Origin of the sequence: Marinobacter sp. (genome assembly GCF_041690615.1) — a bacterium.
GTDB lineage: Bacteria > Pseudomonadota > Gammaproteobacteria > Pseudomonadales > Oleiphilaceae > Marinobacter.
Window position 1 is genome coordinate 25,762 of the sequence record NZ_JAWLGY010000028.1, and the last position, 15,157, is coordinate 40,918.

Below are 15,157 nucleotides of genomic sequence, written 5' to 3' on the forward strand. Positions count from 1 at the left end.
TTTCCTTTTTTATCCTGATATCTGTTTTGTTCAGCTATGTGAGGGAATACACACTGGTTTTGCCCCGGAGGCAGGGCACGAACCCTGGGCACAGATTAGGTACTCCCCTCCGGACCAGCATCGTCGTATCCGACGAATTGCCCTGCAGGGCAGGTGGCGACAAAAGATGTCTTTTGCACTGGATTGATTTTCAAGCAATTATTCCAGCAGGGCAATACTTGCGAGTTACTCAGCAGTCGGCATAGACTGTCGGACCTGTGGCACGCATCACCACTCCCCCAATAACAGAGTGCGGCCACGACCCAGAATAAGGACAATTAGCCGATGGCAGCTGCTTCCCCCAATCGGGTCCTGATGACCAGCAAACTCAACCCGCCCACATCGAGGGCGGTCCAGGTGCCCCGTACCGATGTGGTGGACAAGATACTGGGCGCCTCTGCCGCACGCTTGGTGCTGGTGCGGGCTCCAGCCGGTTTTGGCAAGACCACCGTGATGAGCCAGTGCATGACCCGCATGGAAGAACAGGGCATGGTCACCGCCTGGCTGACCCTGGATGATGCCGACAACGACGTATCCCGCTTCCTCTGGTACCTCAATGCCGCGGTTTCGCAACTGACAGAGGATGGCAAGGAAACAGGATCCCCCGAAGACCGCACCTTCACCTCCACCGGCGATGCCGCCCTGGATATCGTGGCGCGGCTGTCTGAACACCAGTCCGCATTCGCCCTCTTCCTGGATGACTTCGAGCGTGTGCAGGATGCCGCCGTTCTGGGCCTTATACGGGAAATCGTTGAACATCTCCCCAGGCGCGGCCAGTTCATTATCGGCACCCGCAATCTCCCGGAACTTGGTCTGGGGCGCCTGCGCGCCCGGGGGCAGTTGCTGGAGATCGATGCCCGTCAGCTAAGGTTCACCGTCGAGGAAACCACCGACTTCCTGATCTCCAGGCGGCACCTGGCGCTGACCCAGGAAGACCTGATCCGTATCCACGACCGCACCGAAGGCTGGGTAACGGCCCTGTGGCTGGCGTCCCTCGCACTGGAAAGCCACGACTCGCCCGAGGCCTTCATTGAACGCTTCTCCGGCGCCGACCAGACCATTTCCGACTACCTGGCCTATGACGTACTGGCCCTGCAACCTCAGCCAGTACGGGACTTCCTGCTGCGCACCAGTATCCTGCGCCACCTCAACGCATCCATCTGCCAGGCCCTGCTGCCGGATACTGACGCCGAGGCCATGCTGTCACACCTGGCCAGCAGCCATACCTTCCTGACCCCACTGGACAACGACGAGAACACCTACCGGTACCACAGCCTGTTTGCGGAATTTCTCAAGGCCCAGCTGAACGCCGAACACCCGGAAGAGATTCCCGCCCTGCATCGCGCTGCGTCCCAGTGGTACGAGAACGAGAACCGGCCAGTACCGGCGATTGACCATGCCCTGGAGGGAGGCGATTACGACCGGGCCCTTGGGCTGCTGAGGGTTCATGCGGCCAACCTGCTGTCCCAGGGCCGGATGCGGCTGCTGTCAAAGTGGTTCAGCACCATTCCACCAGAACAGCTGAAGCAGGATGAAGAACTGCAGATGACCTGGGTATGGGCCCTGTGCTTCACACGCGGCCCGACGGAAGCCCTGGAGATGCTGGAGGAAACCGGGCTGGAGCAGTCCACCAACCCCCAGATTCGCCCCCATGTGCTGGCCATTCGGCCACTGACACTGTCCATGATGGACCGCCAGGAAGAGGCCATTGAAATCGGCGAGCGCGGCCTGCCGGAGCTGCCGACCTGCCAGCCCTTTGCCGACATGGCGCTGATCAACTCCATGGCAAGCAGTTATTCGGTGATGGGCCTCTACAACAAGGCCCGCCAACTGCTGGACGGCGCCCGGGATGCCCAGGGCACCTACGCCAGCTCCTTCAACGTGATGTACTCGGAAACCGTGGAAGGCATTATCGATATGCAGGAGGGCCGACAGCGCCAGGCCGCTGCACGCTTCCGCCTGGCGGTAGGTGCCACCCGCCAGGCCTCCTCCTTCAGCCAGGCCAACGGCAACGCCTGGGCCGGGGTGCTCCACGCCGGCGCCATCTACGAACAGAACCAGCTGGACCTGGCCGCCCGCCTGCTCCATGTCTACGGCCCCCTGGCCCGGGATGTGGGCCTGCCGGACCATATGTTGCTGAGCGATATCATGCTGGCACGGATTGCCTTCTCCAAGGGCGAGATCGACCAGGCTTTCCGCATCCTCACGGAACTGGAACACCTGGGCCATATCCGCAACCTGAGCCGTGTCGTGGCAACCACACGGCTGGAGCGCTCCCGCCTGCTATTGCTGCAGCGGCGTTATGAGGCCGCCCGCCAGGAGCTGGACCGGGCCGGTGACACGGACCTCTGGCAAAGGGTTCAGACCCTGCGGCTGCCGGCCAATGACCTGGAGTACCGGGAGTTGTCAGAAATCCGCATGGAAATCGCTACGGGTGACCCGGACAAGGCCCTGGCCGAACTGGACCGGGAACTGACCTACGCCAACGACGAGCAGCGCTTCCGCCGGGCCCTGAAACTGAAACTGCTCAAGGCCATCGCCCTGCACCGGGGCACACGCCTGCGGGAGGCCCTGGAAATCATGGCGGACGTGCTTCATGTGGCGTCGTCGGAAGGTTACCTGCGACTGATCGTGGATGAAGGTGCTGCAGCAGGCACACTCGTGCTGTTGTATTCCCAGAGCCTGAGGGAACAGGGGGAACGCACGGACCCGATCCTCGCCGGGTATATCCAGTCACTGCTGGATGCCTTCGGTCCCGAAATCCAGGAACAGGCCCCCTCCTCCGAGCCTGAAAACACTCTGCTGGATCCCCTCACCCGCAAGGAAATCCGGGTTCTGCAGTTATTGTCGGAGGGGTATTCCAACAGTGCCATGGCGGAGAAGCTGTTTGTCTCCGACAGCACCGTACGGACGCACCTGCGGAACATCAATTCCAAGCTCAATGCCAGCAGCCGGACGCAGGCGGTGGCGATTGCCCGGCGCCTGGGGATTGTTTAACCACATTTACTGAAGGCTTTTTGGCCACGGAATCCACGGAACCCACGAAAAAAGATGAATCGTTGTCTTTGGTCTTTTCTTTCCGTGTTCTTCCGTGGATTCCGTGGCCAAAATCCTTATTAGTGCCGAACCTACAGTGACCGGGAAATCACCTCTTTCATGATTTCGTTGGTGCCGCCGTAGATCCGCTGGATGCGGGCGTCGGTGTACATACGGCCAATCATGTACTCATTCATATAGCCGTAGCCACCAAACAGCTGCAGGCACTCATCGATCACCCGGCACTGGTTCTCACTGCCCCAGAGCTTGGCCATGGAGGCCTTGGTGGTATCCAGCTTGCCTTCCAGCATGTCCCGCACACACTCGTCCATAAATGCCCGTCCCACCTTGATGGTCGTGGCAATCTCCGCCAGCTTGAACTTGGTGTTCTGGAACTCCGCAATAGGCTGACCGAAGGCGGTACGCTCACGCACATAGTCCAGGGTGGCGTGGTAGGCACCTTCCATAGCGGCCTGGGCACCAACGCCGATGAACAGACGCTCATAGGGCAGGTCACCCATCAGCTGGAAGAAACCACGGCCTTCCACGCCACCGAGCAACTGGCTTTCATGGACACGGACGTCCTCGAAGAACAGCTCGGACGTGTCCTGGGCCTTCAGACCAATCTTGTCCAGAACACGGCCTACCTTGTAGCCCGGCTGGTTCTCGGTCTCCACGATCATGATGGACATGCCCTTGGCACCCTGGCTGGTATCCGTCTTGACCACAACCAGAACCACGCCGGCCAGGAAGCCGTTGGAGATAAACGTCTTGGAACCGTTGATCACGTAGTGATCGCCGTCCTTCTTGGCATGGGTGCGCACAGCCTGCAGGTCAGAGCCGGTACCCGGCTCAGTCATGGCAATGGCGCCCACCAGCTCGCCACGGGCCATACGGGGCAGGTACTTTTCTTTCTGCTCATCGGTACCATGGTTGAGGAAATAATGGGCCACGATGCTGTGAACCGAATGGTTGAGACCGGTCAGGGCGCGCTTGCCCATTTCCTCGGCCACAACCGCCTCGTGACGGAAGTCGCCGCCGGCACCGCCGAACTCTTCGGGAATATCCGTACACAGCAGGCCCATCTCACCGGCCTTACGCCACAGCCCGTGGCCCACATTACCCGCCTTGCGGGCTTCTTCATCATGGGGCACCACTTCGGCTTCCAGGAAGCGACTCACGCTGTCACGGAACATGGACAGCTCTTCGTCTTGCCAGCTCGGCGTCAGATCAATCGACATAATTCAGTCCTCGGTTCATCAATCGGTTTAAAGGGCGCGGATCAGGTCATCCGGAAGGCCCCAACTGGAAAGCACATCAGCGGGATTCTCCACCGGCGCGGCCGGCGCGGTGGGAGTATCCGAAGGCGTTCGGCTGAAACGGGGTGCGGGCGCCGGCTGGGTGTAACCACCGGACTCCACGAAGGTGTTCCTGGCCTGGTTGTGGGGGTGCAGGGGTGCTTCGTCCCAGTCCAGTACCGGTGCGAAGCAGGCGTCGGTACCTTCCAGGATCTCGCACCACTCATCCCGGGTGCGGGTGCGGAACACATCCGCCAGCTTGAGCTTGAGCATGGGCCAGCGACGCGGGTCCATCTGGGGCTCGAAGGCCTGTTGCTCCAGGCCACAGCGTTCGAGCAGCTCGGCATAGAACTTCGGTTCGATCGCCCCCACCGCCACGTATTTACCGTCGGCACAGGTGTAGACATCGTAGAAGTGGGCGCCACCATCCAGCAGGTTCTCGCCCCGGTTGTTGCTCCACTGACCGGCGGCCTTGAAGCCGTACATCATGGATGACAACAGCGCGGCGCCGTCGGTCATGGCGGCATCGATCACCTGGCCCTTGCCAGAGCCGGTGGCTTCCAGCATGGCCGCCAGAACCCCTACGGTCAGCAGCATGCCGCCTCCACCAAAGTCTCCCACCAGGTTCAGGGGAACCACAGGTGGCTCATCAGCACGACCGATAGCGTGCAGGGCGCCACTGATGGCGATGTAATTCATGTCGTGGCCAGCCGCGTGGGAAAGGGGGCCATGTTGTCCCCAGCCGGTCATGCGGCCGAATACCAGCGCCGGATTCCGTGCCTGGCACTCATCAGGACCCAGGCCGATCTTTTCCATTACGCCGGGGCGGAAGCCCTCGATCAGTGCGTCGGCCTTCTCCACCAGCTTCAGGACTGCTTCAACGCCTTCCGGCTTCTTCAGGTCAATGCAGATGGTGGTGCGGTTGCGGGAGAGGATGTCGTGTTTCCAGGCACCGTCCTTGCCGGCACCGGGCCGGTCAATACGGATCACCTCGGCCCCCATGTCCGCCAGCATCATGCCGCAGAAAGGCGCCGGGCCCAGCCCGACCATTTCGATTACGCGTTTACCTGTCAGTGGACCTGCCATTGTTCCCCCGGATCACATTGGGTATTCAATAACCCGGGTCGCGACGGCGACCCGGTTGATAACGGATGTCGGGTATTGCTCAGAGCCCGTGCTTTGACACATCCACCTTGGCGAAGATCTCGTCGTAGTAGAGTTCGGCAAGTTCATCCACACTTTCTACGCCCTGGACCAGGTCCACCCACTTGTCGAGAATCTCTGCGAACTCGTCCAGCATCTCCTGACCACGCTGAACGTCATAGCGGTCCTTGTAATACTCGACGATGGTAGTCATGTCCTTCTCGACAAAGGCACGGGTCGCTTCCTTGAACTCGGCGGAGGCTTCGTGGATATTGCCGCCGTTCTCGCGAACCGCATCCAGCGCCTGCTCCTGGGTTTTCTCGTACAGCCACGGGGTACGGGCTGTCAGGTCCGCACCGGCTTTGAGCATCGCCTTGCGCTGGTCCTCGGAGAGAGACTTCCAGACATCCCCGTTGACACTGGCACCGCTGGAGCCGGCATAGATGCCCCCTGGCAGATCCACGGTGACATCAGTGACGACCTCAGTCAGGCTAAGGTTGGTAATTTCGGGCAGCGAGGAGATGGTGCAGTCCAGAGCACCCTGGCCCAGCCCTTCCCGGATTTCGCTGATCGTCATGGAGACAGACGAACCATCGAATTCCGACACCCAGCGGGACCAGTGAGAGCCGGCAACCCGCATCCGCAGGCCTTCCATGTCATCGGGCTCAACAACAGGTGTCGTGCATATCAGTCCATAGCCGCTGCTGGCGACATTACCGGTGTAGACGTGGTTCTGCGCCTTCAGCTCTTCCATGCACTCAGGGCAGTTAAAGAACATAAACTCGGTAATAGCCCCCTCAAAGGCGAAGGTACCCATGCCGTTTAGCCGCTCAGGGTCGATCAGGTTCGTCTGCATGGCAGACTCGTTGATCAGGTTGATGTGGGGAAATTCCGACGGGAAGTAGACCGTCAGCAGGTAACCCACATCGGCGAGGCCGTCCCGGACACCGGCGGAAACCTCCGAGGCACTGAGCAGTGACATGGGATAGATCTTCGCCGACAGGTCACCGCCGGACGCTTCCTCCAGCTTCTCTGCCCAGGCATGGACCGCCTTGTCAGCTTCCGACCCGGCGGGGTACACCGACGCATAGGACAAGGTGCGTGCCTGGGCCGGCGTGGCCAGCATGGCCGCTGTGAGAACGGATGCGGACAGGCCGCCGACGGAAAGCAGGGATTTACGCGAAATCATGGTGGACCTCCTGATCTTTATTGTTGTTGTACCGGTATCGGGGCAACGTAACGTAAAGATCAGTGTAGGTAGCCACACAGGGGCTCACCATCGTCGGAACCGACGAACTGTTCGTGGTTTTCGGCTGGCGTCCGGCGATGGTGAAGTACGGCTACAGGCGGAGTTTTTCCAGCTGTGACCGGATGTTATCGGTAATGGGTGCGGGCCGGTTGGTCTCCAGATTGACGACGACCATAACGCTGTTGGCAATGGCATGGACGCCATGGCGACTCTTTGCACCGCCGGTCAGGTGGAAGGAGGTGTTTCCGATATGACTGACCCCGGTGACCAGCTCCACGGGGGTCGAACTGGGACGAAAATGGAGGTAGGTAATGTCCATGGCGGCAATCAGCAGGCCCAGGTTGCCGATATCCACATTCTGCAGCGTGCCGAAGCGGGCCTGCTCCATGTAGCGGGCGATGGCAGCCTCGCTGCGCTGGCTGTCCGCATCCATGTCGGCATAGCGGGGGGTCAGTTCCTTGTGGACCGGGAAGTGAGAGAAATCTTCCGCGAACTGGCTGTAGCCCTCATCCGGCATGGCCACCGGATCGGTATCCACATCCGCCCGGAAGCGGTTGAACATACCCTCCGGCAAGGCTACCCGCTCATGGTTCAGGAAGGCCCCCAGCCAGACATCCTGGATACCCACAAGCTGGTCGTTCTGGTGCAGTTCGGTGCGCAGCTGTACCCGGTTGCGGTCCACTCCCACCAGGGTGACCACGAATTGGATATCACTGCCGTAAAAGCTCATCTCCCGGAACTGGGTGATAGCCCGCAAAGGACGCAGGCGCTCAGCGTCGGAGAACCAGGCATCGGGGCCAAAGCGATTGACCAGGGCCTGCATGCGGGCCTCGATATGCAACTGGTAGGCGCGGGAGTTATTGACGTGGCGCCAGGTGTCCTGGTCGGTATAACGGGGTGTCAGGGCGCCGCGAAAGACGGCACCGGATGGAGATTCTGCATTCATGGTAAGACGATTTTCCTGCAAGTGATGAACCTTCTAGGATCCATTTTCCGCGTCGGCTTCGCAAGCTACTTCGTCGTAAGCGACGATTGCCAGCGGTTTACCTGAACGCCAAGATGAGTGGCTATAACCGGTTCTTCCAGACAACAAGACCAGCAGGGAGATTTCCCATGAGAAGCAAGGCGACTACCGTTTCCGAGGCCGTAGACACCCGCATGTCAGTTCGTGGCTTCACTGACCAGCCCGTGGACGGCGCTGTGATCCGCCGGGTGCTGGAGCAGGCCGCCCGCTCCCCTTCCGGTGGCAACGTACAGCCCTGGCAGCTGTATGTGGTCGGTGGTGATGACCTGAAAGCCTTCAAGGAAATCATGGCCACCCGGGTGAAAGAGGCGCCCACCGGTGAGGACCCCGAATACAATGTTTATCCGCCGGGCCTGAAAGCCCCCTACCGGGACTATCGCTTCCAGGTGGGCGAGGACATGTACGGCCTGCTGGGTATCCCCCGGGAAGACAAGGCCGCCCGCATGGGCTGGTTTGCCCGCAACTACCAGTTCTTCGGCGCCCCCCTCGCCCTGTTCTGTTATGTGGACCGGCAGATGGGGCCGCCCCAGTGGTCCGACCTGGGCATGTTCCTGCAGACGGTGATGCTGCTGCTCCGCGAGGAAGGCCTGGACTCCTGCGCCCAGGAGTGCTGGAGCCTGTACCACAAGACCCTTAACGACTTCCTCAACCCACCGGATGACCTCATGCTGTTCACCGGCATGTCCATCGGCTACATGGATGAGGAAGACCCGGTCAACGAGCTCCGCACCCGCCGTGCCGCCCTGGAAGACTTCGCCAGCTTCCGGGGTATCTGAGCCAACAGCCCTGTCCAGCAGCGCCCCTGCTTCGTCGGTTCGGACGACGACAGCAGGGCCCCGCCACGTTATTTGTTCCAATAGCATTCAGACAACAGGAGGCAAACACATGTCCGGACTTTCCGCCGAACTCAAACAGGTTTTCAAGGAACACGGTGACAAGGCCCGCCCGGTGAAGCAGGCAGCGGTCCTCGGCGCCGGCATCATGGGTGGTGGCATCACCATTACCAGCGCCGCCCACGGCGTGCCGGTGATCATGAAGGATATCGCCCAGGAGCAACTGGACCTGGGCATGAAAACAGCCACCAGCCAGGTGAATCGGCTGGTCAAGAAAGAGCAGATGACGCAGGAACAGGCGGACCAGGTTCTGGCCACCATCGAGCCAACCCTGGAGTACGAGGGCTTCGACAAGGTCGATGGCGTTATCGAAGCAGTGGTGGAAAACCTGGGCCTCAAGCATAAGGTACTGGACCAGCTGGAAGCGGTGGTTCGTGACGACACCCTGATTGCCACCAACACCTCCAGCCTGCGCATCGATGATATCGGCCAGCACATGAAGCACCCGGAGCGCTTTGTTGGCATGCATTTCTTCAATCCGGTGCCCGTCATGCCGCTGGTTGAGATCATCCAGGGCACCCGCACCTCGGATGAGTCCGTCTCCACCGCCGTTACCTGGGCCCTGAAAATGGGCAAGACACCGATCGTGGTACAGGACTGTCCCGGCTTCCTGGTGAACCGTATCCTCACCGCCTACACCCGTGCCTTCCTGCAGCTGGTTGAAGAAGGCGCCGACTTCGAGCACGTGGACAAATCCATGGAGGCCTTCGGCTGGCCCATGGGCCCGGCCTACCTGGAAGACGTGATCGGCATCGACACCGGCAGCCACGTCTCTGACGTTATTTCCGCCGGCTACCCCGAACGCATGCCCCATATTGAAAACGACGCCTTCCGCCTGATGAAGTCAAAGGATCGCCTCGGCCAGAAGAACGGCAAGGGCTTCTACGAGTACACGCCGGACGACAGCGGCCGTCCCCAGAAGCATTCCAGCGCCGAGGCCCATGAACTGCTGAAAGAAATCCAGCCCAACGGGCAGAAGGACGTCAGCGTCGAGGACATCCAGCAACGCATGATGCTGGCCATGATCACCGAAGCAGTGCACTGCCTGGAAGACAAGGTGGTCAACTCCGCCGAGGAACTGGACACCGCTCTGCTGATGGGCGTGGGCTTCCCCCGGGACAAGGGCGGTGCCATCCGCTACGCCGACAGCCTGGGCGCAAAGACCATCCTGGAACAGTGTGAGCAATACCGTCACCTGGGCACCCAGTACGAGCCCACGGCCACCATCCGCAAGCTGGCCGAAACCGGTGGCAGCTTCTACGACGAATTCCCGGCGGGTAACTGACAGGAGATCCGGCCATGAGCTACGAACGCATCCACCTGTCCATTGAGGATGGTATTGCCACCCTCACCCTGGACCAGCCCAAGACCATGAACGCCATGTCAGTGCCACTGCAGCAGGAGGTGATGGCAGCCCTGGACGAGATTGCCGGGAATTCGGACATCAAGGCCCTGGTCATCACCGGCACCGGCACCGGCAAGGCGTTCTGCTCCGGCGCCGACCTGGGTTCCATGAGCCCGGACTCGGACGGACCCAGCTTGGGCACCCAGGTGAAAAACCTAATGGAAGAACTGTCCAATCCGATGGCCCTCAAACTGCGGGAGCTGCCCTTCCCGGTGGTCTCCGCCGTCAATGGCGCCGCAGCCGGTGCCGGCGCCAGCATCGCGCTGGCCGGGGATGTGGTTTTGGCGGGCAAGTCTGCCTACTTCCTGTTCCCCTTCATTCCCAAGCTGGGCATCCTGCCGGACCTCGGTGCCACCTGGATCCTGCCGCGGCTGATCGGTCGAGCAAAGGCCATGGCCGTCAGCCTGCTTGGTGAACGCATGTACGGTGAGGACGCGGTCCGCGAGGGCCTGATCTGGAAGTGCGTGGCGGATGAAGACCTCCAAAGTGAGGCGGTTGCGACGGCGCGCCGGCTCGCGGCCGGACCAAACCATGCGGCGCCGGAACTGCGGGAAGCGTTCGACCGGGCTGACACGGCCTCCCTTGCCGAACAATTGTCCTATGAGGCGGAGCGCCAGCAGGAACTGATCGACAGCCCGACCTTCCAGGAAGGTGTTCGCGCCTTCCTCGAAAAGCGCGATCCGAAATTCTGACGCCCTGATACAGGCCCCTTCTACCTTCCCAATGACAACTCCCGTCCGGAAACCTTGACCGGGCGGGGCAACGGAGCGAGGCACGCCATGTGGAGCTTTGAGACAGACCCGGATTTCCAGCAGGAACTGGACTGGATCGACCAGTTCGTCCGTGACGAAGTGGAACCCCTGGACCATGTACTGGGTAGCCAGTGGAACATCCATGACCCGGAGTTCCAGCGCCTGGTCAGGCCGCTGCAGAAGCAGGTGCAGGAGCGTGGCCTGTGGGCCTGCCACCTGGGACCGGAGCTGGGTGGCAAGGGCTACGGCCAGCTCAAACTGGCCCTGATGAACGAAAAATTCGGCCGATCCCGCTTCGGTCCGATCGTATTTGGCTCTCAGGCCCCCGACACCGGCAACGCCGAGATCCTCGCCCATTATGGCACCCCGGAGCAGAAAAAACGGTTCCTCGACCCGCTGCTGGATAACGAGATTGTCTCCTGCTTTACCATGACCGAGCCCCAGGGCGGTGCTGATCCCCTGGTGCTGGAAGCCTCGGCGGTCCGGGAAGGCGACGAATGGGTGATCAACGGCGAGAAGTGGTTTGCCTCCAATGCCCGCTTCGCCAGCTTTTTCATCATCATGGCGGTCACCGACCCGGACGCATCGCCCTACCGGCGCATGTCCATGTTCATCGTGCCGGCGGACACCCCGGGCATCGAGATTGTTCGCAACTATGGCTTCTACGGTGAGCCGGAAGATACCCACGCCCACCTGCGCTGGACCAACGTGCGGGTGCCGGCCGAGAACATGCTGGGAGAACAGGGGGACGCCTTTGTCGTAGCACAGGTTCGCCTGGGTGGAGGCCGGATGCACCACGCCATGCGCACACTGGCCCAGGCCACCCGGGCCTTCGACATGATGTGCGAGCGGGCAGTATCGCGCTTCACCAAGGGTGAGCAACTGGCAAAGAAACAGATGGTGCAGGAGAAGATCGCGGACTCCTGGGTGGAGCTGCGTCAGTTCCGCCTGCTGATCCTGGAAACCGCCTGGCTGCTGGACCAGGGCCATGACTACAAGGCCACCCGCAAGAACATCGCGGCGGTCAAAACCGTCATGCCCAAGATCCTTAACGACATTGCCGCCCGGGCCTTGCAGATCCACGGCTCCCTGGGCATTTCCCATGACATGCCCTTTGCGGAATGGATCATCAACTCCTTCCACGTCAGCCTCGCCGATGGTCCCACCGAGGTGCACAAGGTGACGGTGGCCCGGGAAGTGCTCAAGGAGGTACAACCGGCAAAGGGGTCGTTCCCGGATTACCTGAAATCCGAACAGGTCCGCCGGGCCCGGGAAAAGTTCGGACTGGATGGGGAGAACTGAGCCATGACCGGAATCACTGAGCTGAGCCGCTCCCTCAAAGGCAGCCGCGTACTGGTAACCGGTGCGGCCAGCGGCATGGGCCGGGCGACGGCGGCGGTCTTTGCCAGTGAGGGTGCCCGGGTAGCCGTAACGGATTACGACTCCGATGGCGCCCGGTCGGTGGCGGAGCAGCTGACCAGCGCCGGCTATCAGGCGCAGGCCTGGCACCTGGATGTCAGCGACCCCGAAGCCATTCGCAGCGTCGTTAATGACGTAGCAGATACTTTCGGCGGGCTCGATATCCTGGTGAACAACGCTGGAATTTCGGGTTTTGCAGCGATCGATGACGATCAGTACGACTCTGTCTGGAGCCGTTGCTTGTCCGTGCTGCTAACCGCCCAGCAGCAACTGGTCCGGGCCGCCCTGCCCGCCCTGAAGCAGTCATCCCACCCACGTATCGTAAACATTGCGTCCACCGAGGCCCTGGGGGCCACTGCAGAGAATAGCCCCTATGCAGCAGCCAAGGCCGGTGTTACCGGGCTGACCCGGGCCCTTGCAGTGGAGCTGGGCCCGGAAGGCATTACCGTCAACTGCATCTGCCCCGGCCCCATCGACACCGCAATGACCGAATTCGTGCCACCGGAACACAAGGTCATCTTCGCGAAACGGCGCACGGCGCTGAGACGCTACGGCACGCCGGAGGAAGTGGCCCACATCACGGTCAGCCTGTGCCTGCCCGCGTCGTCATACCTTACCGGCGCGGTTATTCCCGTGGACGGCGGGCTGATGGCCCGTAATGCCTGAATGGGTTGCGGAGTTTATCGCCCTTCGACAAGCTCAGGGCGAACGGGACAATTAAGAGAAAGCTGCCTCGCCAAGAAATCCACGAAAATTAAGTGTTTGATAAGGTCTAGATCGTCACTTTTTCTTTCGTGTTTTTGGTGGATTTCGTGGCTAAAGACCTCTTTGTATTTATCCGTTCGCCCTGAGCCTGTCGAAGGGCCTCTGTCGAAGGGCCAAGGATTCCATGGCAAAAACGCTCGTCAGGAAAGTGTGAGCCCCCCATCCACAATCAACGTCTGCCCCCGCATATAGGAAGCCAGCGGCGAGGCCAGGAACAGGGCAGGTCCCGCCATTTCCCGGGGCTCGCCCATCCGCCCTACCGGAATGGCTGCCTCGGCCATCTGCTTTCGTTTCGGGTTGTCGGTGGTCACCTTGGTCATCTTGGTCGCGACAAATCCCGGCGCGATGCCGTTTACCGCGATACCCTCCGGTGCCCAGGCCTCGCCAAGGGTACGCACCAGTGCCACCGCCCCTGCCTTGGAGGCGTTGTAGGCCGGGTTACCCTTGGTGGAGTGGAACGCCGCCGTGGAACTCACAATGATCAGAGAACCCTGGCTTTCGGCTAGCTGGTCATGGAACTTCATGGCACAGGCCCGCAGGCTGTTGAGGTTTACGTTGATGACATGGTCCCACCCGGCACGCTCGAACTCGCCCCGCTTGTAGACCACCACGCCCTGGCACAGGATCAGCACATCGAGTTTGTCGAAGGCAGGCTGGACACGTTCAATCGCATCCATATCGCCCACATCGACCTGGGTATAGTGCAGACCGCCAAGATCCGAACCCTCAGCGACATCATACTCATCCGCCGACGCCCGCGTGCCCCATACATGCACCTCGGCGCCCCGGGCACGAAAGGCCTGGGCGATACCATTGCCGATGCCGCTGGAGCCGCCCACTACCAGTACCGTCTTTCCGGTGTAGTCCAGATCGTTCATTGTTGTTTTCTCCTGCCATAATGGGTCGTGGATATAACAATCCACGTTAATCAGCGTTTCAAGGCAGAGCATCGTCCGATCCGACGATGCTCGGGCAAACGGCGCCCGTTAAGGTGAAAATCAACAACAATAAAAGGATTCCTGTCACGCCATGATGCCCTCCGCCATGCCTTCAGACCTGCTTACGCTCAAATCCCTGTACACCGGCGCCCTGAGCCGTTTCGGGGACCGCTGCGCCCTGACCATGCACGGATTTAAGCTGACCTATCGGCAGTTACTGGAGCAATCCATTCGCGCTGGCAATGGCCTGGCTGACCTGGGCGTTCGCCCCGGCACACCAGTGGCCATTGCCATGGCCAACTGCCTGGAATTTGCCGTTGCCGATCAGGGTGTGATCCAGGCTGGAGCCATCAAGGTTCCCCTGAACGATATGCTCAGCGATGATGAGGTCCTCTACATATTGGCAGATGCCGGCGTGCGGGTCGCCATTGTGGATGCACGCCGGGTGTCGCTGCTGGAAGCAAAACGCTCGCAGCTACCAGACCTGGAAACCGTTATTGTCGTTGGCGACAGCGCCCCATGCCCGACGGGAATGGTTCCCTGGCGGGGCTTCCTGGCGGACGCTCGTCCGGAATATACCCAGGTAGACATTACCCCGGACCAGCTTGCCTTTATCGGCTATACCGGTGGCACCACCGGCAAACCCAAGGGCGTCATGCACAGTCAGCAGAACATGTACCTGAACCTGTTTTCTCACCTGACGGAACTGGGCCTGCAGGACGATGAGCGCTTGCTGTTGACCTCTCCCCTGCCCCACGCTGCCGGCATGCTGTTGCTCACAGGCCTCCTGAAGGGCGCCACTCATTACATCGAGCCAGGGTTCGACCCAGCCACGGTGATCCGGCGAATCCGCGACGATCGTGTGACCCTCACCTTCATGGTACCCACCATGATCTACCGATTGCTGGACTGGCTCGAGGAACAGCCCGGCCCGGAACCGGACCTGGGCGCCCTGCGCACCATGCTGTACGGTGCCGCACCCATTACCGTGGACCGGCTGCAACAGGGCCTGGCCACTTTCGGCCCGGTGTTCATGCAGCTCTATGGCCAGACTGAGGCACCCAATTTCATTACCCGGCTACGCCGGGAAGACCACGACCCAGAACATCCCGAACGCCTGCTCAGCTGCGGCCAGCCGGCGACCATGTCGAGGGTGCGAATCGTTGATGACCAGGGCAATGACGTTCCCGAGGGCG

At 60.9% G+C, this 15,157-nt stretch carries 12 protein-coding genes; 7 read left to right on the forward strand and 5 right to left on the reverse strand.

From position 1 onward, the window contains the following. Positions 1 to 324 precede the first annotated feature (324 nt). On the forward strand, positions 325 to 3,036 hold the full coding sequence (locus tag ACESMZ_RS15745; RefSeq protein ID WP_372972944.1) for a LuxR C-terminal-related transcriptional regulator: 2,712 nt from the start codon (positions 325 to 327) through the stop codon (positions 3,034 to 3,036). A 131-nt stretch (positions 3,037 to 3,167) separates the two neighbouring features. On the opposite strand, the gene ACESMZ_RS15750 is transcribed toward ACESMZ_RS15745, so the two are convergent. From ACESMZ_RS15750 to ACESMZ_RS15765, 4 genes are all read right to left on the reverse strand, one after another. Then, on the reverse strand, positions 3,168 to 4,316 hold the full coding sequence (locus ACESMZ_RS15750; protein ID WP_372972945.1) for an acyl-CoA dehydrogenase family protein: 1,149 nt from the start codon (positions 4,314 to 4,316) through the stop codon (positions 3,168 to 3,170). Positions 4,317 to 4,343: 27 nt separating this feature from the next. Beyond that, the gene (locus ACESMZ_RS15755) at positions 4,344 to 5,459 is read right to left on the reverse strand and encodes a CaiB/BaiF CoA transferase family protein (RefSeq protein WP_372958779.1); all 1,116 of its coding nucleotides are present in this window, start codon (positions 5,457 to 5,459) and stop codon (positions 4,344 to 4,346) included. Positions 5,460 to 5,538: 79 nt separating this feature from the next. Further along, the gene (locus ACESMZ_RS15760; RefSeq protein ID WP_372972946.1) at positions 5,539 to 6,705 is read right to left on the reverse strand and encodes a C4-dicarboxylate TRAP transporter substrate-binding protein; all 1,167 of its coding nucleotides are present in this window, start codon (positions 6,703 to 6,705) and stop codon (positions 5,539 to 5,541) included. Positions 6,706 to 6,856: 151 nt separating this feature from the next. Continuing rightward, positions 6,857 to 7,711 carry a thioesterase family protein gene (locus tag ACESMZ_RS15765; RefSeq protein WP_372972947.1) on the reverse strand — a complete coding sequence of 285 codons (855 nt, stop codon included), beginning with the start codon at positions 7,709 to 7,711 and terminating at the stop codon, positions 6,857 to 6,859. A 167-nt stretch (positions 7,712 to 7,878) separates the two neighbouring features. On the opposite strand from ACESMZ_RS15765, the gene ACESMZ_RS15770 reads away from it, so the two are divergent. From ACESMZ_RS15770 to ACESMZ_RS15790, 5 genes are all read left to right on the forward strand, one after another. After that, positions 7,879 to 8,565, forward strand: coding sequence for a nitroreductase family protein (locus tag ACESMZ_RS15770; protein ID WP_372958782.1), 687 nt, complete (start codon positions 7,879 to 7,881; stop codon positions 8,563 to 8,565). A gap of 109 nt (positions 8,566 to 8,674) precedes the next feature. Next, a complete protein-coding gene (locus ACESMZ_RS15775; RefSeq protein ID WP_372958783.1) occupies positions 8,675 to 9,967 on the forward strand; it encodes a 3-hydroxyacyl-CoA dehydrogenase NAD-binding domain-containing protein in 1,293 nt (430 codons plus the stop codon). 14 nt (positions 9,968 to 9,981) lie between these two features. After that, positions 9,982 to 10,779, forward strand: coding sequence for an enoyl-CoA hydratase-related protein (locus tag ACESMZ_RS15780; protein ID WP_372972948.1), 798 nt, complete (start codon positions 9,982 to 9,984; stop codon positions 10,777 to 10,779). 87 nt (positions 10,780 to 10,866) lie between these two features. Further along, complete coding sequence (locus tag ACESMZ_RS15785; protein WP_372972949.1) at positions 10,867 to 12,141, forward strand: acyl-CoA dehydrogenase family protein; 1,275 nt, start codon at positions 10,867 to 10,869, stop codon at positions 12,139 to 12,141. A gap of 3 nt (positions 12,142 to 12,144) precedes the next feature. After that, positions 12,145 to 12,924 carry an SDR family NAD(P)-dependent oxidoreductase gene (locus ACESMZ_RS15790; RefSeq protein WP_372972950.1) on the forward strand — a complete coding sequence of 260 codons (780 nt, stop codon included), beginning with the start codon at positions 12,145 to 12,147 and terminating at the stop codon, positions 12,922 to 12,924. Between the two features lie 239 nt (positions 12,925 to 13,163). Here ACESMZ_RS15790 and ACESMZ_RS15795 read toward each other — a convergent pair whose 3' ends face one another. Continuing rightward, positions 13,164 to 13,901 carry an SDR family NAD(P)-dependent oxidoreductase gene (locus ACESMZ_RS15795; RefSeq protein ID WP_372972951.1) on the reverse strand — a complete coding sequence of 246 codons (738 nt, stop codon included), beginning with the start codon at positions 13,899 to 13,901 and terminating at the stop codon, positions 13,164 to 13,166. A 151-nt stretch (positions 13,902 to 14,052) separates the two neighbouring features. Between ACESMZ_RS15795 and ACESMZ_RS15800 the strand changes: the two genes are divergently transcribed. After that, positions 14,053 to 15,157 (forward strand): AMP-binding protein (locus ACESMZ_RS15800; RefSeq protein ID WP_372972952.1); only part of this gene is annotated, 1,105 nt, incomplete at its 3' end.